The 19,702-nt window shown below is 66.7% G+C and carries 16 protein-coding genes and 4 pseudogenes; 5 read left to right on the top strand and 15 right to left on the bottom strand.

Features of this window, described 5'->3' with window-relative positions; translation table 11 throughout:
* Positions 1-6: 6 nt before the first annotated feature.
* From ACLJN9_RS16475 to ACLJN9_RS16465, 3 genes are all read right to left on the bottom strand, one after another.
* Positions 7-600, bottom strand: a complete 594-nt coding sequence (locus tag ACLJN9_RS16475; protein ID WP_410812229.1) for a hypothetical protein — start codon at positions 598-600, stop codon at positions 7-9.
* Positions 601-637: 37 nt separating this feature from the next.
* Positions 638-1,360: a HEAT repeat domain-containing protein gene (locus ACLJN9_RS16470; protein WP_410812228.1), complete on the bottom strand. Its 723-nt coding sequence runs from the start codon at positions 1,358-1,360 to the stop codon at positions 638-640.
* Positions 1,361-1,809: 449 nt separating this feature from the next.
* Positions 1,810-3,783 (bottom strand): WD40 repeat domain-containing protein, encoded by a 1,974-nt coding sequence (locus tag ACLJN9_RS16465; protein WP_410812227.1) that lies wholly within the window; start codon positions 3,781-3,783, stop codon positions 1,810-1,812.
* A gap of 301 nt (positions 3,784-4,084) precedes the next feature.
* Here ACLJN9_RS16465 and ACLJN9_RS16460 point away from each other — a divergent pair, with 301 nt between their 5' ends.
* Complete coding sequence (locus ACLJN9_RS16460) at positions 4,085-4,381, top strand: hypothetical protein (RefSeq protein ID WP_410812226.1); 297 nt, start codon at positions 4,085-4,087, stop codon at positions 4,379-4,381.
* Positions 4,382-4,464: 83 nt separating this feature from the next.
* Here the strand turns inward: ACLJN9_RS16460 and ACLJN9_RS16455 are convergent.
* From ACLJN9_RS16455 to ACLJN9_RS16430, 6 genes and pseudogenes are all read right to left on the bottom strand, one after another.
* Positions 4,465-4,662 (bottom strand): annotated as a pseudogene (locus ACLJN9_RS16455) (IS256 family transposase); the annotation flags it as partial.
* 27 nt (positions 4,663-4,689) lie between these two features.
* Positions 4,690-5,151 (bottom strand): annotated as a pseudogene (locus ACLJN9_RS16450) (YfbM family protein); the annotation flags it as partial.
* Between the two features lie 351 nt (positions 5,152-5,502).
* A complete protein-coding gene (locus ACLJN9_RS16445) occupies positions 5,503-5,985 on the bottom strand; it encodes a hypothetical protein (RefSeq protein ID WP_410812224.1) in 483 nt (160 codons plus the stop codon).
* 81 nt (positions 5,986-6,066) lie between these two features.
* Positions 6,067-6,765, bottom strand: coding sequence for a hypothetical protein (locus tag ACLJN9_RS16440; protein WP_410812223.1), 699 nt, complete (start codon positions 6,763-6,765; stop codon positions 6,067-6,069).
* Between the two features lie 180 nt (positions 6,766-6,945).
* Positions 6,946-7,398 carry a hypothetical protein gene (locus ACLJN9_RS16435; RefSeq protein ID WP_410812222.1) on the bottom strand — a complete coding sequence of 151 codons (453 nt, stop codon included), beginning with the start codon at positions 7,396-7,398 and terminating at the stop codon, positions 6,946-6,948.
* 206 nt (positions 7,399-7,604) lie between these two features.
* Positions 7,605-8,345: a hypothetical protein gene (locus tag ACLJN9_RS16430; RefSeq protein ID WP_410812221.1), complete on the bottom strand. Its 741-nt coding sequence runs from the start codon at positions 8,343-8,345 to the stop codon at positions 7,605-7,607.
* Positions 8,346-9,003: 658 nt separating this feature from the next.
* Between ACLJN9_RS16430 and ACLJN9_RS16425 the strand changes: the two are divergent.
* Positions 9,004-9,165: pseudogene (locus ACLJN9_RS16425) on the top strand (transposase); the annotation flags it as partial.
* A gap of 123 nt (positions 9,166-9,288) precedes the next feature.
* On the opposite strand, the gene ACLJN9_RS16420 reads toward ACLJN9_RS16425, so the two are convergent.
* From ACLJN9_RS16420 to ACLJN9_RS16405, 4 genes are all read right to left on the bottom strand, one after another.
* On the bottom strand, positions 9,289-10,278 hold the full coding sequence (locus ACLJN9_RS16420) for a hypothetical protein (RefSeq protein WP_410812220.1): 990 nt from the start codon (positions 10,276-10,278) through the stop codon (positions 9,289-9,291).
* Between the two features lie 860 nt (positions 10,279-11,138).
* Entirely contained in the window at positions 11,139-11,870 is a 732-nt protein-coding gene (locus ACLJN9_RS16415) for a hypothetical protein (protein WP_410812219.1), read from the bottom strand.
* Positions 11,861-12,352: a SigE family RNA polymerase sigma factor gene (locus tag ACLJN9_RS16410; protein ID WP_410812218.1), complete on the bottom strand. Its 492-nt coding sequence runs from the start codon at positions 12,350-12,352 to the stop codon at positions 11,861-11,863. Before ACLJN9_RS16410 ends, ACLJN9_RS16415 begins: the two co-directional genes overlap by 10 nt.
* Before the next feature lie 630 nt (positions 12,353-12,982).
* On the bottom strand, positions 12,983-13,183 hold the full coding sequence (locus tag ACLJN9_RS16405; protein ID WP_410812217.1) for a DUF1883 domain-containing protein: 201 nt from the start codon (positions 13,181-13,183) through the stop codon (positions 12,983-12,985).
* A 328-nt stretch (positions 13,184-13,511) separates the two neighbouring features.
* Between ACLJN9_RS16405 and ACLJN9_RS16400 the strand changes: the two genes are divergently transcribed.
* Together ACLJN9_RS16400 and ACLJN9_RS16395 are read left to right on the top strand one after the other, a co-directional pair.
* Positions 13,512-14,504, top strand: coding sequence for a zinc-binding dehydrogenase (locus ACLJN9_RS16400; protein WP_410812216.1), 993 nt, complete (start codon positions 13,512-13,514; stop codon positions 14,502-14,504).
* Positions 14,505-14,601: 97 nt separating this feature from the next.
* The gene (locus tag ACLJN9_RS16395) at positions 14,602-15,597 is read left to right on the top strand and encodes an RNA polymerase subunit sigma-70 (RefSeq protein ID WP_410812214.1); all 996 of its coding nucleotides are present in this window, start codon (positions 14,602-14,604) and stop codon (positions 15,595-15,597) included.
* A gap of 558 nt (positions 15,598-16,155) precedes the next feature.
* On the opposite strand, the gene ACLJN9_RS16390 is transcribed toward ACLJN9_RS16395, so the two are convergent.
* Positions 16,156-17,742 (bottom strand): hypothetical protein, encoded by a 1,587-nt coding sequence (locus tag ACLJN9_RS16390; protein WP_410812213.1) that lies wholly within the window; start codon positions 17,740-17,742, stop codon positions 16,156-16,158.
* Positions 17,743-18,222: 480 nt separating this feature from the next.
* On the opposite strand from ACLJN9_RS16390, the pseudogene ACLJN9_RS16385 reads away from it, so the two are divergent.
* Positions 18,223-18,333: pseudogene (locus ACLJN9_RS16385) on the top strand (transposase); the annotation flags it as partial.
* Between the two features lie 228 nt (positions 18,334-18,561).
* On the opposite strand, the gene ACLJN9_RS16380 reads toward ACLJN9_RS16385, so the two are convergent.
* A complete protein-coding gene (locus tag ACLJN9_RS16380) occupies positions 18,562-19,557 on the bottom strand; it encodes an alpha/beta hydrolase family protein (RefSeq protein WP_410812212.1) in 996 nt (331 codons plus the stop codon).
* Positions 19,558-19,702 lie beyond the last annotated feature (145 nt).

Here is a 19,702-nt window from a genome sequence, read left to right as displayed (position 1 = left end):
ACCGTGCTACAGCCCATCCGGGTGCGCGGACAACCAGTCACGGTGCCGGTCCCTCAGCACGTCCCGTTCGATGCGCGACGACATGATCACATCCATTCCGCCGTCGTACGGGTGATACAGCCATCCCAGACCGGTGTCAGCCAGCAGCACATTGGCGATCACGTCATCAGCGACCTTGCACAGCAACGGATCCACGCATCCAGGCGACCACCTGACCTGGCTGGCATACAGGTGCAGATAGCTCTCGAACCCCGGATCGTCGTCGATACAGGCACTCGTCCAGTACGACGCGTCCCGATGCACGGCGACGGTCTCCGCCGATCGACCGGGAACCCGCGGCTCGGGCCGATCAGAGTAACCAGCCGTCACTACGAGTAACGCGGAGCCCCTCACCAACTCCGTCAATACCGTGTTGTGGCGGCCCAGGATGGTCTCGTATTCGGATTTGGTTTCCGGATACCGCTTCGAGGCGGGGAGCGTATGGAACCGTACCCACCGATCCTGAACACCTCGAAGCTCGTACGGCACTTTCGAGCACCCCGGCCACCGCTGGTCCCACAACTTCGTCAGCGCATCGGTGTCCACCAACCGACCGGTCATCAGCCCCACCCCGCTGCACCGCAGGTCGATCGCGTGCTCACCGATCGCCCTCGTCCATCCACTCCAGGGTGGCGAACAGGTTGTCCCGCTTCGGGATGAAGGCCGCCTCCAGCAGTGCGGACTCCCGCGCGGCCTCAACCACGGCCGACCAAGGCGCATCTCGATCGAGCGCTTGATCGAGCGTCTCGTGACCATGCCAGAACGCGCCGTCGTCGATCACCGACCACAGCATGAAGTACAACACGGCCTGCCGATGATCAGCGAGCTCGTTGATGATCTCCTCCAGTCGACCGGACGGCCAGGCGTGATCCAAGCTGCCGGCCGGCGCTCGTAACGACGCTGTCAACGGCGGCATCACCTCATCACGCGCCCCCAGCATGGTCAGCACGCGACGCATCGCCACTGCCTCACTGTCATCCCAACGGCCTTCAGCTATTCGCAGTCGCCGGTAAGCCGCCCGCAGCGCCGGGACAGCCTCGCGGACACCGAGCTGCGCGATCGCCCACGCCGACCACTCACGCACCGTGTCGTGCTCACTGCTGAGCAGATCGATCAACACCGGGCCGGCTCCGGGATCACCGAAGTACTCGAAAACCTCGATCGCGGATAGCTGCCCGAATCGCTCCAACGACGGCACGGCAGCCGACAGCGGCTCGACGACCTCAACGCCTACCGAGATCAGCTCGGCCTTCGCGTCCTCAGCGACCTCCGTCGAGTCGTCGTCCAGCAGCCCGATCAGCCGCGCGATCTCCCCATCCACGACCGCGAAGTCTGCCGCAACACGACCGGTCCAGACCAGCGATATCCGCCATCCCCGCCCGCCAGAGAGATCCCCTCACCATGCCCAAGTCCACCCATCCACCCTCATCAACGACCCCGTTACAACAGTCCCGAATAGGCGACAGAAGCGCCGGCGTGCAGAGCTCCACGTTCCTGCTGCTCGCCGCCCAGGGCACGATCCCCGGGTTCGACGCGGCGATCTGACCGAGATAACCAGCGGGTTCGCGATCTGCGCGGTCCGGGACTGCAGCGTCGCTGACCTGCTCAAGCCGGAGCCCGTGGCACCCCAGGCAGTGCAGCACGACACGTCCGGTCAGGCCAAGGCCGCCGGGAAGGCCGCCGGTGTGAGCCTGCGGCCGCGTTCGGCCGGGTCTTCCGCGACCCGACCAGCAACCTCAAGGCTGGTAACGTCGGCTACACGTTGACCGCTCACGTTGAGAGTGGTGTCGCCTCAACGCCGACCGCGAGGAGGCCGGCATCATGCCCGATGACAATGGTATCTCCGACCACTGTCACACAGCGTGGATGCACGTCGAGCGGGACAAGCGTCGCCGAACCCGATACCAGATCCCATATCCGTAGGGTGCGGTCGGTGCGACTGACCGTGACGACAGCGATGCTCCGGTCGAACGGCACCGCGGCAATACCAATCACGTCGCGGTGTTGGGGATCAGGTGGCAGGGGATCGTTGAGGCGGACCCCGAACGTCTCCCACATCGAGACCGTGCCATTGCGGTCGGCCAGCAGGACCGGCGCCCGGTGACCGAGGCGCCGTGGAGCGACGACGGCGCCGATGATGTGCTCGTGACCGATCGCCGCCAGGCTGGCCGAGCCGGGCGCCATAGTGGAGCGGTCGCCGTGTACCGCTGCTGACCCCCACACGTCGACGACAGTGTCGCCGTACAGCACGATCAGGTCGCTGCCCTTCCACGGCCACTGGTCGACGAAATCAAGGGCGGTTAGGTCGACCACGGACCGGTTCCCATGCCGGAACAACTCGACATGCGGCCGCCCGGCGAGCGGCTCCCACAATTCGACCCCGCCGCCGGCGTCACCGACTGCAAGCACTCGGCGCCCTCGCAGCTGGGAAAGCCATGACACGGCGCGCTGGTCCAGGTCGTCGGGCACGACTACCGCCGCCAACGACCGCACCGGCGTTCCACCGCGTCGTACGAGATGGCCGATGGGCTTCGCCGTCGATGCTTCCCACCTGCGCAGGGTGCCGTCCGGGGTCGCGGTGACGATGACGGCATCGTCGGGTACGCACACGCTGACCGCGGGGCCGGGCATGGCCGGCAGCGCCGGGCCGCCGGACACGATTTCCCAGGCAGTAGTCCCAGCCGGACCTGCCGCAAGCACCGCCCGATCTCCCAGCGCAGCGAGTGCGTCGACCGGGCCGCTGGCGACCCGCCACCGCACTCGGGCCCCGAGGGTGGCTGAAGTCGGAACCCGGCCCGGCGCAGGTCGAAATCCAGTCACACCGTCGGCGAGTGTCTCTGCCGGCACAGATGCCGGATCGATCGGACCAGCGTCGCCCCGTTCATCGATCAGGTCCGCGATCGAATACACGAGACCGCAATCGACGCAGCGTGTGTGCCCGGCCAGGCGGGCGAGCGTACGTGCCCACGGCACCGCGTCGCCGCCGGTGGTCGCCACCATCGCGGCTACCAGGCACCACACGGCATCAGCCGGGACGTGCGCAGGCACACCAGCAGCGGCCACGTGCCGAGCCGAATCAAGGAAACCCGACCACCCCTGCCCCAGATCCACGTCGTCAATGGCCCGGGCGACGTTCTGCCACGGCTCGAGGCCGATCGGCGGCAGGTCTACGACCGGCGGCAGACACGGCCGCTGGAGCGGGTCGGCAAAGCCACCGACGTCGTACTCCGCGTCACACCCGGCGCACACCATCCGCACGTAGCCGGCACCCGGTGACAAGAATTCCCACAGCGCTCGACCGACCGAATGCCCAGTGAACGCCACGCACGCCAACGCGAAATACCCAGCCTCATCCGGTGAGACCGTCGCATCAGCGAGGAAGTCCTCCACCGCTAGAACATCCGCCTTTCGCAGCGCCGCGGTGAGGCCTTCCTGCAGCCCAGGCGCTGGCGGGGACTCGAAATGACCGGCGCCAGCCGTGACCATGAACCCGATCTGGATCCACAGCTCCCGCCGAGCATCCGCCGACAGGTCCAGCGCCAGATCAACCAGATGCGGAATGGCCGCCGACGTCACGCCGTACACCGATCCCTGATGCAGCAGCTCATCGCACAACTCTCGCCACGGCTCGCCCAACCGGCGCGCAGAAACCACCTCACGCAACCGGGCGATGGCGTTGGCGGTCGAGTAGCAGGCCGACAGCCCGTCCCACAATTGGCTGTCCAGCGGCAGCTTGACGATCACCCAGGCACCCTAGTCCACCCCAACGAACGCACACCCTCGATGGGGTCAGCTCAAAGCGCTCTCACCGGCACAACCGAACGCCGACGATCAGCTACATGCCCTTCGGCGGCTTATGCAGTGAGCTTGCGGCCGATGGCACACCTGCGCTCGCTGGCCCACCCTGACCACTCGAACCACACCAAGCCCGGCCGGCCAACGACCCCGGGCGCAGCGAGCAAGCATTCCCTACTACAACGCGAAACCCAGCGCCCCTGCCTCCGGCAGGGGCGCTTTTTCATGCACCGAAACTCCAAGGAGCACAATGCAGACCCGCCGGACCACAACCAGACCAACTCGCCTGCGCCGCCGGCACGCCGACCAGAACGCGGACCGCATTGGCACACAGGTCCGAGATCCCGCGAACCCGACGTCCTACCGCCTACCTACAGCCGACCGCACCCGTCGGTTCGCGCCGACAGACCTTCAGAATTCTCGAACTCACGGGAAACTCGCCGACACCTCCCGGGAGCCGGCAGCGGTCTACCGGCACCTGAACCGCCTGACCGGCATCGCCGAACAGGCCAAGATCGAGGTGGTGCGTGCGCGTCAGCGCCGGTGACATCCGAGCTGATGCGCTCGACCCATGCCACCGATTCGCCTCCATGGGGGCTGTCTCGCTAACGGTGTTTCCGGCGATCTTGGTTAGTAGGTTTCAGCGGCCGGGAAGCGGTCGCTGAAGGTGGTGGCGAAGGCGTTCAATGCGGGTTTCCAGCGCATCGTCCATCGGGTTCTGCCTGCTCCGGTGGGGTCCAGGGATCGGGTCACCAGGTACAGACACTTCAACGCCGCCAGCTCGTTGGGGAGGTGGCCGCGGGCCTTCACGGCCCGCCGGTAGCGGGCAATGGCAAGGCGTGCCGCCTGGTCCTGGGCGGCGGCTGAGCGGTAGAAGCGGCAGAGGTCGGCGAAGGCCGGGGCGAGGAAGCTATCGAAGTCGTCGGCGCCGCGAACCCACCCGCCCGGGTAGATGTCTGCGGCCGCCAGGGCGTCTGGGTCGAAGCGGGCGCGCAACGTGCCGATGTCTAGCATGTCGAGCGCGGTGGCGACGGGGCGGACCGTTTCCACACCGAGGAGGCGTGCGGGCCCGTAGCCGCCCTCATCGCCGATGTCCTCGCCGCCGAGGACGGCCGCAGCGGCTGGGTCGTCCGACCTCCCGGCGGCTCCGGCCAGCAGGTAATACAGGGCCTGCCACGCCTTGTGCAGATCCAGTTCGGGATCGGGCATCTCTGCGTCTTCATCGTCGAGGTCGCCGAAGAGCAGCAGACTGACCGTCTTCGGATCATCCAACACCCGCAGTTCCTCGGCCGAAAGCCGGCGCCCGATCAGCTCCATGCCACGAAGTCCTCCCGACAAGTCTGTTCCCCTCCCGTCGCGGGAGCGTCTTGTTGTTGGCGGGGCACGATACCGCTGTCTGCTTCGGCGGTGAGACACCAACCTGGGCGACACGTGCTTCACACGTGGGGCCAGAGCATCGCGGATCCGCGGGATGGCGCGATCTGCAAATGAGGGAGCAGGTGGGGAGCAACAGCATGCTCTGAACGGCCTCGAACTGCACCCAACGGCGTCGAACGGCGCTCAACTGCACCCATCCCTGCCTGCGGCTCCACGTTTCCACAGGTGAGAGTCGGTGCGGCGTCCTGTTTCACCGCGGAGTGCTCAGACCCATGTGTCGGTGTAACTGCATCACGGCAACGGAAGCGGCTGCTGGCTCGTCTCGGGGTCCCACCAGCGCGAGTCGGGACCGTAGTAGATCAACGCGGCCCAGGATTCCGCTTCCTCGTGATAGACGATGTCCAAGCCGACGATCCAGACACGGGGGACCCGTCCCGGCGGATCGGCATGCGACCAGTGCTTGTTGAGGCGTGCGACCGCTTCGTTGCGAGAGATGCCATAGCCAGTCGTCATCGCGTTGATGATGTTCTCGCAGAAGGCCAGAGCCTCGGTGTCGCCGGCGCAGGCAAAGTCACCGTGCGAGCGGAGCAGGGATGCGTCCACCAGGTACTCCTGCGTGGGTATCTCATTAGGCAGCCACCGCGGGGGTGTTCGAACTCTGATCTGGTCGCCGAGTTCCTGCTCGTCGAGTTGGTATTCCGTCAACAGTCGGTCGAGGTACTCCCTCGGTCCCACCGTTTCGAAGGCTTCGTCGCGTTTGGCTGCTCCTGGCATACACAGAGAATGCAGCACGCCCGACAGAGCGCACTTTGGCGAGGCGCCCTGCATCCGCTCATGCCGCGAGATGCGCGACGCTCATCCCTGCCGATGTCCGCTATCCTCGAGGTGGAACTCGAATGTGCCCGCCTCGATGCGGTCGATAAGTTGGCTGACGTCGTCGGCTTGCCGATTTGCGCTTTTCCAGCCGCTGCTGGTGATGTCGACCAGTAGCACCGGCGCAGGGTCGCTGCGCAGGTCCAGTACAAGCTGTTCACGTGAGCCGTCCCCGCCGATGATCGCGATGCCGGGAAACTCTTCGGTGGCTTGGTGCCAGGCGTGATGCAGCTCGAGCATCTCGTGTGGCGAGTTGAGCCGAACGTAGGCTTCGCGGGACATCCAGCCCTGCCGGAACCATGACTCACCTTGGAGGTAGGTTCGCCACGCGGCCGGCAGAGGCCGGCCCAGGGTCTCGTCGGCGTTGATGAACTCTTGGTCGTTCACTGGGCTGCGGTACTCGGCTTCCTGCATGATGGCGCCGACGATGTGGGCGTTGAGGTCGGTGAGCTCTTCGGCGGGGATCCAGTACTCCAGCACGTCGCGGCCACCGGCCTGGTGTACCTCGTAACGGTCCAGGTACGACCGTGCGGCGTCGAACCGGGTGACGTGGCCGACATCCTCGGCGGGGACCTCCACGGCCAGGCCTCGTCGCCGGGCCGATTCAGCAAGCAGTTCGGCGGTGCTGTCGAGGCGCGGCGGCAGCACCAGGAAGTCAGCGACCGGGACGGCGATGGTCATGACTAATGATTCTGAGGATTCGTCACGTTGCCGTCGATTGCTTATCCTCGCCGCACCCGAGAGTCGCGTTGTCACCCTCGCACCGCCCGCCGGGTGAGGGTTCTGTGGCGTCGCGGCACACGACGGCTCCGGACACCAGTTGCATCCGCATTTGCCGCACGGCGAGCGCGGAGGGGCAGCTCAGTCGAACCAGTTGAACAGCAGGTCACCGAGCCGGCTCGGCTGGTGGTAGGCGACATCCCGGCGTTCTTCGTCGGTAAGAAGATGCAGGTGTCGGTCGTTGAGCGGCTGATTCAGCTCTGCCGTGGTGGCGACCCGCAGCCCTGCCCGGCGGTAGATGTCCGCGCCGGGGACGTCAACGAACATCGCGTTGATCATGTGGGGATCTTGCTGTTCGGCGCCAGCGACCAATAAGGCCGCAGCGTTGAAGAGGATGCTCAACGGCTTGCCATCACGGAGCCGCACACCGACCCTGTAGTGATTTCGGCCGACCATCGGCTCCTCGACCGAGGTCGTGACCACACCGCCGACTGCCCTGGTGCTGTCGTACACCATGGCCAGCCAGGTTGCACTGGCCGTCCGATCTGGGTGCGGCTTGCTCACTCCCGCCTGCAGCAGTCGGATGATCTCCACGCAGGGATCATCCGGCATCGCGGCGCAGACGGCGAACCTCGGAAGCAGACGCCTCCCTTGTTGAAGGCCAGCCCCTCGTATCCGCATCTGCCGCGAACAGGGCGCGCCGCCCTTCGGGCAGCAGGATGATCCGCCAGGTTCGATAACTGGCGTGTGTCCAGGTAGCTTTCCGTAAGTTCGATCAAAGCGGGAACACGAACGAGTCTTCACGCTGGTGTGACGCGCTCCTGCAGCGGCGGGTCAGGAATCGGCTGGAACGCGACGTCGGTCACGTCAGCGATCAGCTCGGTGAAGTCGGTGCCGTAAGCGGCCGGTTCGACGATCCGCAGCACGAACGCGAACGGCCGGCCGGCGCCGAACGTGCGGTGGAGTTCAGGGTGGCGGGCGGCCAGGTAACGGGCGCCGGCGAGATTGCTGCCCGCGCTCAGGCCGCCGATAAAGAACACCGGATGCCCACCTGCTGGACCCCAGAACCGGGCAAGCAGGACATAGCTGCTCTCAAGGCTGTGGACGTACTCAGTGCCATCGACCGTGAACGACATCCGGTGCCTTTCCTCGTCGAAGACCTCGTACGTCACGCCGCGCAGGATCGTGCGTACGTGCGTGGCGCTGCGCGGGCTGGCGCCGCCGGGGCCCCCGACACAGAACTCGGTCAACCGGCCGATCTCCCCGGTCGGCTGGTTCTCGCCGACCCGGTCGGCGTGCGCGCCGCACTCTCGGGCGACGGTTGCCAGCTCCACCAGCGCGGCAACGTCACGGCGATGAACGCTGAACTCCCGCGGCGACGACGCGTGCCGGGATACCACCAGCAGGCAGCTCGCTCCCGCAGTGAGGCTGAAGAAGGCCCGTTCTCGACTCAGCTTGCGCCTTCGCACCAGGAACCCTGTGAGCCAGACGGCCGTACCGGCGATGACGCTCGCCAGTAGATTGATTACAAGGTCGCCCACGCCTCCATGATGTCCAATGCCGTCGAGCCGCGGCCTTCGGGGCCGCCCGGGTTAGCTCTGGGTGCAGTCCAGCCAACCGCCGATGTCAGTAGCAGGAGACGAATCCGTGGCGGCCATCACGTCCTCATTTGCCGCGAATCGCGCGGCTCCAGGCCGTGTTTCACAAGTGATTACTGAGCTACTGCGCGTTGCGTTCTGCTGCGGCATGCCACCAGCCAGGCGGGGTGGGCCCGGGGACCGTAGCGGTGGACTGATCGGGATGTAGGCCGAGGCGGTGAAGTGCGGCGGCGTCGATCCGGATGTCGAGCCAGCCGTGCCAGTGGCCGTCGGGACCGACGCCGCAGGACAGACCCCAATAGACCTCGTACGACTCGAATGGCATCCAGTCGATGCCTCGGTCGCGCAGTCAAGCGCGGACGGCTGCCAGCGGCTGCAGACAGCCTGGTGTGTTCTCGTAGGCCGTGATGGTGACCCAATCGGCGTTCATAGAGACCATGATGCCTGGCAGGACGTTCTACGGCAGGTGGCAATGCCCGTCGCATGGCGGTGTGCAGACGTGGGATCGTCGAATCCGACGTCGGCGTGTCGGTAATCGATAGACAGTGAGGTCTCCGGTAGGTGGTTCAACGACGAAGAAGAACCCATCACCGCAGACCTCGTGGTCACCTTAGCGGTGGCGAGGCGACACGACCTGACCGACGCTCAGTGGGCGGCGCTGGAGCCGTTGCTGCCCAGACCGCGTAAGTCGGGACGTCCGCCGAGATTGAGCAGACGGCAGTTGATCGACGGGATTCGGTGGCGGACACGGGTCGGCTCACCGTGACGGGACGTTCCGGCACTGCATGGGCCCTGGCAGTCGCGGCGACAGCCCCGCAATTCATTCTCTGCTGGCGCCGACTCCATCACTCGAAGAGTTAGGAGGAGTTCTTAGTGCGTGGTCGGGTCACTGCATAGCGGTGGCCGGGGGATGATCGAATGACTTGAGACAGCGGAAGGTGTACAGCGAGTAGCCGCGCCCAATCTGCACGCCGACGATGTCTGGGGATGCGGTCGGGTTCTCATCGGACGGGCGCCAGCTGCAATGCATGCCGTTCCAGTCGCCTGAGTCGACGGTGAGAATCAAGGTCATCGTGGTGCCGCAGGCAGCACAGTCCATCGGGTACGGATCTGTCAGTGACCAGTTCGCGTACCCGCCGACCTTCCATCCCGGCGCGAGCGACAAGTCGGTCTGATAGTGGGGACGGCTCTCGTCTTCGTCGTCATCCCACTCGTCGAGCCGATCGCGTAGGTCATCGGGGAGCAGGTCGGCGTATTGGTACTCGCGGACCTGCTCGGGGTGCACCACGCACGGAAGCGGCAGGTACATGTCGCTGATCACCGGCGGTTCGGGAGGCGCTTCGAGTAGCGGGCCGACGGCGGAACTGTTGCGCCAGTAAAGGAAGACGCGAGGGCTGTAGTGCCGGTCCGAGTGGTCCACCGGACACCACAGCACTTGGAGCAGGTCGGTGCCGTCCGGACCGGCGTAGTCCGGAATATCTTGTCGGTACAGCTGCGCGACCGGGACCAACGGGATGGGATTCTCGATCAGGTCGTCCAGGTCCAGAACGTCGGCAGCATCGAGCTCGGCCCGCTCCTCCGCAGTCAAGAAGTCCCCGCCCGGCAGCGACTCCCGGGCTTCTGCGGTCGTGAGGATCTCCCGCCTGCGGTGCAGGGCGGCCGGGGTCGTCAGGTTCCATGGCTCGTGCGCTCCGGCGTCGTCGCAGACCGGCCATACCTCGTCGGCCGGCCACAGCAGCGGTCCGCCGACCGAACTGTCCGTAACGGTCGGAGCGCCGGGTCGGGGATGCAGGCGGGTAGCGGTGATGGAATGTTCCCGCAGTTCCGGGAAGAGTTCGGTGATGTCTAGGGGACGCGGAGGTGTGGTGCGGACCATAGAAGTGGATCCTATGGCCCGTATGTTGGTGCGAGTTGGTGCGAGCCCCGTCTAGGGGAGCAGATTGGGTGCAGCGGCACGTAGCGCGGTTGTGCGGCGGTCGCCGCGATGATCGGCAGGCGGGTGTGGCGCTTGCCTTGGGCTGGCTGGGTCAGATCGGCGGCTTCAGAGGTTTCCCGCGGCGGGCCATTTTGGGGTGGGCGGGTGGTGGCGCTGGAACGTTGCTGCTGGTTCCCTGACGGGCCGCAACGGCGTTCAGGGCCCGATCGAGCGGAGCCTCCCGAGTTTGGCCAGCCGTCCGCCTATGGAGGGGAAGAGCCGACAGCTTCTTGCGCGTGTTCTTCCCAGTGTCCCGAGCTTCGCCGCTCCGCCGCTTGTTGTGTCCGTCGTCGCCGTCGGCGCTCTGTGACTCTCGAGGCCGCCGATTTGTGGGGTGTCGTCGCTTGCCCGCCTGGAGTTGACGCGGTTTGGCCTGTCCGCTGCTGCGGGAGGTCGGGGAGCCGTCGTCCCTTCTGTCGACGGTTGGCCTGCGGATCGCATGCCCAGAGAACTGGATAGAACGGCGCGGGTTCGTTGGCTTGTGGTGGGACTGGCTTTGGTTGGCCAGGCGTTTGATGGTGCGGGTTTCGGTGCATGGTGCTCAGGGTCGGGCCTTCGGGCAGGTTGATGGTCGGTTGTGGTGTGTAGCCGTGACGGATGTGCATGTTCTGGGCGTCGGCAGTGGTGCTGGTCCAGGACAGGAGGTTCACGTGGTCGGGTCGGCTGCGGTGGTGGTTGAGCAAGGCCGTGGCGCTTCCGGAGCGTCTGGCTGTGGGTTGTACGGCAAGGAACGCGAGGTGGTAGCGGCAGTGGTGCACCGATCAGGGGTAGACGGTCAGCGTAGGAGCCACGGCGATGCTGACGAGCTGCTGCTCGGTGAGCCCGCCGCGGGCCAGCGCCGACACCATCGTCCCGTCGGCGTGCAGGGCGACCACCTCCACGGTGCCGGTCGCGGTGCGGATCAGCACCGGCTGACCCTCGTGCTGCTCGACCCGGCAGGTCACCTGCAGGCACCGACTCGCCCGCCAGGTGTCGAGGCCGGCCGCGGTCGTCTCGGACCCGCGCACCCGCACCTCGAGGTCGCCGCCGGCGATTCGGAACGCGGTGAAGTAGCCGTCCCCCGCGACGAGCTTCGCGATCTCGGCCGGCAGCGGTGGCGTGATCGTGGCGTCCGGGAGCTGGTCGGTCAGGACCATGGTCAGCGCGTCGCCGAGGCGGCCGGCCCCGACGAGGCACGACTCGGTGACCGGTCGCAGCGGCGGGTTGCCAGTGAGCAGGCCGTCGTCCATCTGCGTGCTGATCCCGCAGGACGGCGGTTCCTCCGACGCGACCGGGGCGACGGCCGGTGGGGGTGCCGCACCGGGCGCTTCGGTGTGCCTGGTTGGCTGCTGCGCCAGCACGACGCCGCCGATCAGCACCGCGGCGAGGGCGGCGCTGGCGACGGCGTACAGGCGGTGGGTGCGTCGGCGTTCGCCGGTGATCAGCCGGTTGACGTCGATGCTCGTGGGTGGCGGGTTGTCGGTGGCGGCCAGCATGGCCTGGGTCAGATCCACAGTGGGTCTCCCTCGTTGAGGCCGGCCCGCAGCGACTCCAACGCCCGGGCGGTGTGACTTTTGATGGTGCCCTCGCTGCAGCCGAGCGCCTGCGCGGTCTCCTCGACGGAAAGGTCGCAGAAGTAGCGCAGGACGAGCACGGCACGGCGGCGCGGGGGCAGCCTGGCGAGGAGGGAGAGCACGTCGAGCCGCTGGTCGGTATCCGCGCCGGCGGCCGGGCGGTCCGGCAGCAGGTCGGTGGACGACTCGCGGCGCCACGGGCGGCGGCGTTCGTCGAGCCACGCCGACATCAGCATGCGCCGCGCATACGCGTCGAGATGTTCCATCTGCGACGCGCGCTTCCAGTGCCGCAGCAGCTTGACCAGTACGGTCGATGTCAGGTCATCGGCCAGGTGCCAATCACCGCACAGCAGGTACGCGGTGCGGCGCAGACGGTTCAGGTTGGCCGCAACGTATTCGCGGTAGGCCTGCTCGGTCGCCATCCGTGCTCCCTCCCCGTTTCGGGTTCACTGGGTGAACGGAAGCCGGACCGCGCCGGGTTGCCTTCGAGATCGCGATTCTTTTCCCGCTCAGCGGCGAGGCCGATGCCGTCGAGGGGTCCTTGACGGTGTCGTGATCAGCAGAGGAGGGACACGTCGCGATGCTACCGACGGTTCGGTGCACTCATCTGCCGCATCGAGCGTGCAGTCGGCTCCTCGACCGACGGCAGCGGCCAGCCAGGTGGTCCTGGCCGCCCGATCTACGTGTGATTCGGGCACTCCCGCCAGCAGCAAGGCGATGATCTCCATGCCCAAGTCGTCACAGATGTCGGCGCGGTGTCATCCGCCAGGGAATCGCCGGACGCCGGTCCGATGATCGTCGAGGCGGTGGCACGTGAGTGGCGGTGGCGTGCGACTGCGGGACGTTGTAGGCGTGCGCGACTCGGCGCTCGACGATCGTCACAACACGTAGCACCGCAGCCTGAAGGTTTCGGGCGGGAGCTCTCGTGTCTGGTGAGTCGTCGGGTCGTGCAGACGCGGCGCCGGTCGCATCATGTAAAGCCGGTCGCATCATCTAAAGATTGCCTCGTACTTGACCTTGACGCGCCCGTGGTAGCTGTCGACCACCAGGTGTCAATCGTCGTCGTACGGGACCTCGAGGACTATCGGGCTGACGTCGAAGAAGCCCCCGTGATACTCGTACTCGTCACCGTCGAGGTACGCCTGGTACTCGTCGGCGTCCATGAGGCATGCCCGCGCGGACGAGCCGCGCAGCTGTACCGCGAGCTGGGTGCCGCCTGCGCAGCCACCGAGGTTGAACCACAGGTGCTCCATAGGCGATTACTAGCGGAGCGCGCGGCGGTCGTAAAGGTCGCCACCCGTCTGCAAGCAGGTCACCCCGCTTCCGGACTCGAGGTCAGTGCTGGGTCGAAGGCACATCCGCATGCCGCGGACGGCTCACCACACTCCGTGATGTACACCTCGCTCCATCCTGCGGTCCGGATGTCCGGTCGTGCCGGTGAGCGCGCGTCATGGCCCCGGTGTCTGACGTCTCGGCAGCGGCGATTCCTTTGGAGGTTCACTGCGGTCTACATGTTGTGGGCACGCCCACCGTTGGGGTCGCGCACGACTTACCACGTCCAGGCCGAAAGGTTGTTCGCTGATGAATATTCCCACGACAATGCGCGCGCTGCAGCAGATGTCTCTGAACGGCCCGCAGGACATGCGCCTGGTCGAAGACGCCGCCGTGCCGAGCCCCAGCCCGGATGAGGTCCTGGTCCGGATCGTCGCTGCCGGCGTCAATTTCGCCGACATCTCGAAATCGCGGGGCACGTTCCGGGACGGACCAACGCCCCCGTACTTGGCGGGTTTCGAGGCTGCCGGTGAAGTTGTTGCGGTGGGCGCCGCTGTGGCCGGGGAGCTGTTGGGAACCCGAGTCGTCGGTGTCGGCGAGGGCACCTTCGCCGAGTATGCGGTGTTTCCCGCGGCCGGGGTGGTGCCGGTGCCCTCGGGCTGGACCGGGGTCGAGGCGCTAGGACTGCTCGTGAATGTGGTCACCGCGCTTGCTGTTCTCAAGCCCGTGGGCGCTCTGGTGGCGACGCAGACGGTACTGATCCATGCCGCAGCGGGTGCGACCGGGCAGGCGGCGGTCACGGTGGCGAAGCACTACGGGGCGACGGTCATCGCCACCGCTTCGCCGGGCAAGCACGAGGTGGTGCGCGCATTGGGTGCTGATCACGTGCTGGACTCCGTCGACGGCGACATCGTTGCCGAGGTGCTGCGGTTGACCGGCGGCGTCGGTGCCGATCTGGTGTTGGAGTCGGCCGGCGGCGTCACCTTCGAGGCCAGTCTGGCGGCGGCCAAGCGGGTCACAGGTCGGGTGGTCGTCTACGGCTTGGCAGGCGGCGAAGCTTCGGTGACCAACTGGGAGCTGGTGTACAAGCATCAGGTCCACCTGGCCGGGTTCAATCTCGGAATGCTGATTCAGGCGACGCCACAGGTCTTCGGCTCTCTGATGGGCGAGCTGTCCTCCCTCATCGCGGCCGGAATCCTGACCCCCGGCCGGCCCACAACGTACGAGTTGACCGACGGACCGAAGGCGCTCGCGGAACTGGAGGACAGGGCCACGACCGGCAAATTGGCGCTGCTCCCGTGAGGAGATCATCTTCCGCCGCCATCAGGTGCCCGCTTCGGCAAAGAGCGTCGCCCTCACATGGATCATGCAGCCGCCTGCTGGTCACTAGGCTCGTCGGGTGACCTCGCACCTGCGCCAGCCACGGGACCAGGACCGGTTCATATCCGAGACCGAGCGGTTCCGCCGGGAACTCTTGGCGCACTGCTACCGCATGGTCGGGTCGGTGCACGACGCCGAGGACCTGGTGCAAGAGACATTTCTACGAGCCTGGCGATCTTACTCCCGGTTCGAAGGCCGGGCGTCGATCCGGTCCTGGCTCTACACGATCGCCACCAATGTGTGCCTGACGGCATTGAAGCCGCGGAGGATCCGCGTCTTACCCTCGGGGCTGGCACGACCCAACGAGGGCGCCGATCGTCCGCCTCGGTCCCTGGCTGCTGACGAGGTCTCGTGGTTGGAACCCATTCCGGAGGCGTGGATCGCACCACCCGAGCACGACCCAGCCGCGGTGGTGATCGCTCGCGAATCCATCCGACTCGCCCTCATCGCCAGTTTGCAGCACCTATCTTCCCGGCAACGCGCGATTCTCGTCCTGCGCGAAGTGCTGGGCTTCTCAGCACCCGAGACCGCGGACATCCTCGGCACCACCGCTGCCGCGGTGAAGAGCGGACTACAACGTGCCCGGGCACGGCTGGACGAGATGGATCCCGGTCCCGCAGAACTGCTCAAGCCGACCGACGAACGAGCTCGCGCGCTGCTGGCCGGCTACATCGCGGCCTTCGAGCGCTCTGACGCTGGCCTCCTGCAGCAAGTGCTGCGCACCGACGCGACCCTGGAGGCGACGCCTTTCCGGGACTGGCAGTCTGGCCGAGCGATGTGCATCCAGATGCTCGACACCTATGTCCTGGGGTCACCCGGCGACTGGCGGATGATGGCGACCACCGCCAACGGTCAGCCGGCCGCGGTGGTCTACCACCTCGACACCAACGGCACGCACACAGCCGACGGGGTCGTGGTACTGACGCCGACCTCCGCCGGCATCTCGCGTGTGACCAAGTTCCATGATCCCGTACTCGCAGCGACGTTCGGCTTCCCGCTTACCTTGGAGCAGTAACCGCACGCGCGGGATCCGCAGGCATATTCGACCGTCTGTGCGATCGGCGACGCTCACTTCGGCCATCCGGATCTGGCGCGAATCGCGCGGCTCTAGGACCGCGTGTCGCCCTCTCGGCGATCGTCAGTCACCTCGTACCCGCAGGCCCCTTGGAGATAGCCGACCTCCGTTGAGCCGATCGCGGGAGGACCCGGTAGCTCGGCAACACCTACACCGACGAACGAGGGTGGCTGCGACTTCTCGCTCGTTGACGAGTCGTTCGCGCGGCCCCCTGCCGGCACCGCGGCAGTCACCTCGTGTACTCCGATTCGACCTGACCGCCGAATTTGTGCCGCGAGGGCTCCAGCTTGCGAACCTTGAAGCCAGCGCTCGGTCTAACCGTGGTGGCGGCCCTCCGCGGTCGAGTGGACGTTGACGGGCCCGCCGGGTGATGTCGCAATTCGCGGGAGTCGTACGCGACCATCGGCGTGTGCCGACCCTGCCCAGCACCGAGTCCGTACTTTCTCGACAGGCCGCCACCCCCCAGCGGGGTGACGGCCCATCGAGCTCAGTGGGCGCTTACCTGTTGCCGTTGACGACCGGAGGCGTCCGGCCTATGTACGCCGTCGCAGCCCGGTCTCCGACCACCGCGACGTCCAGCGTGCAGGCGTCGAGCCAGGCCTGCACGACTTTGGCCTGGAGGCAGATGTTCTCCGACCGCTTGCGGACATCGTCCTTGAGGTCGCGGGCGAAGAACGGTGCCGACGGGTTGCCCGAGGACACCGTGGCGCAGGACGCGAGCAGGGTCCTGACCGGGGTGACCCGCCAGCTGGCACCGAACTTCTGGTAGAGGTCGTCGAAGGAGAGGGGGACGGCGTACTGGGTCCCGTCCTTGGCGGCGAGCAGCTTGGGGTCGTTGTTGGGGTTGCCCAACAGGCCGAGTACGGCTGCCGGCGAGGTGCCAATGCCGACCGTGACGTCGATGTACCCGCTGTTGACCGTGACCCGGATGCTGTTGCCCGTCTGGTCGGTCACCACGTAGACGTTGCCGACGTGGTGGACGTCCACCCCGGATGACAGGTGCAGCGCGCCGCCGGAGGGCACGTCCTGGATCCTCCCGTCCACTACCAGGCTCTTCCCGTCGCACAGCGACACCTTGGTGCTGCCCATCCGAGTCGCGACCGACTGGTCCACCGAGGCGTTGGGCCAGGTGGGCGCGCCGGACACCTTCCGGGTCTGCACCTCGAAGGTGCTGCCGACCTGCGCCTCGACGAAGTCTCCCGAGGCTTGGAAGTCGTACAGCAGGCCGGCGACCGTGTGCTGATGGGTGTCGCCGATGACGGAGGCCGCGGCGCAGTTGGTCGCCGCGCCGCCCGTCGTGTTCTCCACGAAGATGACGGCCGGGCCGGGCGGAGTCGCCGGCGGCGTGGGTGATCCGAAGTTGAGACTGTTGGTCTCACCGGTGAAGCCCTCAGCCGCGCAGATGGGTGCGGCGGTGCCTCCGTAGGTGATCCTCGTCCGGACGTTGAGGGACGCGCCGCCATTGAAGGTGGCCGCACCTCCGCCATCGCTGTTGCCGCCGTAGCCGAACACGTTGAACTCGGACTTGGTCCAGCCCGCCGCCGCGTTGACGGAGTTGGAACCCGTGGCGTTGTACGCCGTCGACCCCACGAACAGGGTGACGCTGTCACTGCTCGCGCTGACCGTACCCGTTAGCCGAAGGGCGCCGAGGTTGGTGATCGGCTGGTTGGGCACCGCCACGGCGGACGGGCTGTTGCGGTAGCAGTAGATGTCGGGGTCTCCGGTGAACGAGAACTGGGTCCAGCCGCCGGCCGGGCATGCCGCGTTGTACTGGAGGAGCCAGTACTGGATGTACGCCAGGCCGCTGGAGCCGTTGTTGGCGTGCACGAACTGCTCCCAGCCCCGGCATCCGGCGTTGGGTGACCCGGCGCAGGCCGTACTCGAGAAGAAGTTGGTGTTGATCTGAAGGGTGTAGGCATTTGCGACGGGCGGCCCCGCGTTGGCGATGGGTGAGCTCTCACTTGTCACGTTCACGATATTTTCGAACGTGCCGGACGAGGAGGAGATGAATCCGCTCGGTGCCTGCGCGGAGATGTCGTTGCCGTTGCCTACCACCAACGGGCGGATGCTGCGCTTGGGCGTCATCGGAATCGACGGAGTTGATCCGCATTTGCTCTGCTGCCACGCCAGCCGGGGGTAGTCGGCGGTGAAGCACCCCTTCGCTGACGGTTGCGCGACCTTCGTAATCTCCGCCTGCCAAGACTTCAGATTCGTCGACGAAGGCTCTGCGTTCGCCGCTCCGGCGGGCGCACCCACCGCGAGCAGCAACGCCAGCACCGTGAGAACGGTGAACCCGCGGGTCGTTCCGCGGGTTCGATCAATTAGCCTCATCCCGATTCCATTCGCTCGCCGGCAGTACGGTCGCCGGATAGTGAAGAGAGAAGCAACCGGTGTATCGGGGCGCGATCGTTGTGACGGTGTTGTGACACGGACTGGTATCTGTCATCGACCCCGCCATCGGTGGAGTTCAATATGGTGGGCCGCACCCACATTCCGTGGGCGCTCGCGCGGCAGTTAGTACTCCAGCCGGGGATTTTGACCTTCGCTGAGCTGGGGCCTGATGCGGAGCAGCTCGGTGATGCCGACGCGGTGCTGGTCATCGACGAGACCGGCGATCTGAAGAAGGGCGGGCACACTGTCGGAGTTCAGCGGCAGTACTCCGGCACGGCCGGGAGATCGAGAACAGCCGCAACATGCGGGCGTCATCCGCTGGTGCTCGGTGCTCATTGTGGGTGTAGTAGCGCTCCGGCATGTGGTCGAACACCGGATCCGCGACCAGATGCTGCGAGCATGCTGGCCGGCCCGCCCGGCTAAGAATCAGATGGACTACCGACGTGGGTTGACGCCCTGAAGCGCCCTGCCGGTGCGGCAGAACCCATCCCTGATCCCGCGGCAGAGGTCAGATCAGAGCTGGACGCGGTATCGCGTGGTGACGTCGGTGTCGACGAGGTCGCCGAGACCGCTGACCCAGGCCCGCCCGACCGGGTCACCGAGCTGCGCCCGTAGCCAGAGCGCGCTCCACCGGGCGACCTTCGCGACGGCCACCGACTGGTGGAGCGCTTCGGGGGAGGGATCGGGGATGGCGCCCGCCGGCTGCTGGGTGTCCGTGATGCCGTAGTGGTTGGCGCCTTTCAGCTCGGCGTAGAGCTTCGGCGGCGCAGTGATCGCCTCGTACGTGGCGAGGCCGTCGGCCGGCTCGGCGATGCCGTCGGTGCTGCCCTGGATCAGGGCGATCGGTACGGTGTTAGCGATTGGCGTTACCCCTGAGCCGCCAGGCGCCGCGTTGTTGGTGCCGTAGCAGGCGATCGCCCGCAGCTGCCGTGGTGCTGGCAGTGGCGCGTCGGAGAACGGCGGAGTGCACAGCCCGGTGCTGAGACTGAGCGCGGTGGCGCCGCCGAACGAGTGCCCGATCAGCAGCAGCGAGTCCGCGTCCACCCGCCCGCGCAGCGGTGAGCCGGGGCTGGAGTTGATGCCGGCGGCCCAGTCGACCGTCCAACCCGCCTGCTCGCCGACGACGAACAGGCCGGCACGGCCGGCGATCACTCGCTGGTGGTTCGGGACCACGACGACGAAGCCGTACGCCGCGACTCGGCGGGCGACGGCCCGATAGTTGGCCTTGTCGACGTTGGCGCCCTGCAGGAGCAGCACCACCGGCCACGGAGTGTGACGACGGGAGGTGACGGGATGGTAGACGTCCGCCGGGTCGCCGCCGACGCTACTGGGAAAGGTGCTGACGACGGAGAAGAGGACGGCGGCGGCGGCATGGTCGGCTGTGGCCGGAGCGGGTCGGCCGAGCGCGCCGACCCCGGCAGCCACCGTCGCGGCACCGAGGCCGGTGAGCAGGCGACGACGGCTGACCGCGCGCGCGGGGGCCGCGCCAGTGGTCCAAGGAGGGTTCATGTCCACGCTCGCTACTATCGTCACGATATGAATCAGCGTCAATCGGTGTGGTGACCCCCGGCCCCGCGCGTCGACCGACCGGTGATCGGACGATTCGATGTCCAGCACTTCTTGACGAGTGTGATTCATTGACATGACACTATGG

It is taken from the genome of Micromonospora sp. 067-2 (assembly GCF_046549295.1).
Taxonomy (GTDB): Bacteria; Actinomycetota; Actinomycetes; order Mycobacteriales; family Micromonosporaceae; genus Micromonospora.
The sequence above is the reverse complement of the archived record's forward strand: the minus strand, read 5'-3'. Positions and strand labels throughout refer to the sequence as shown.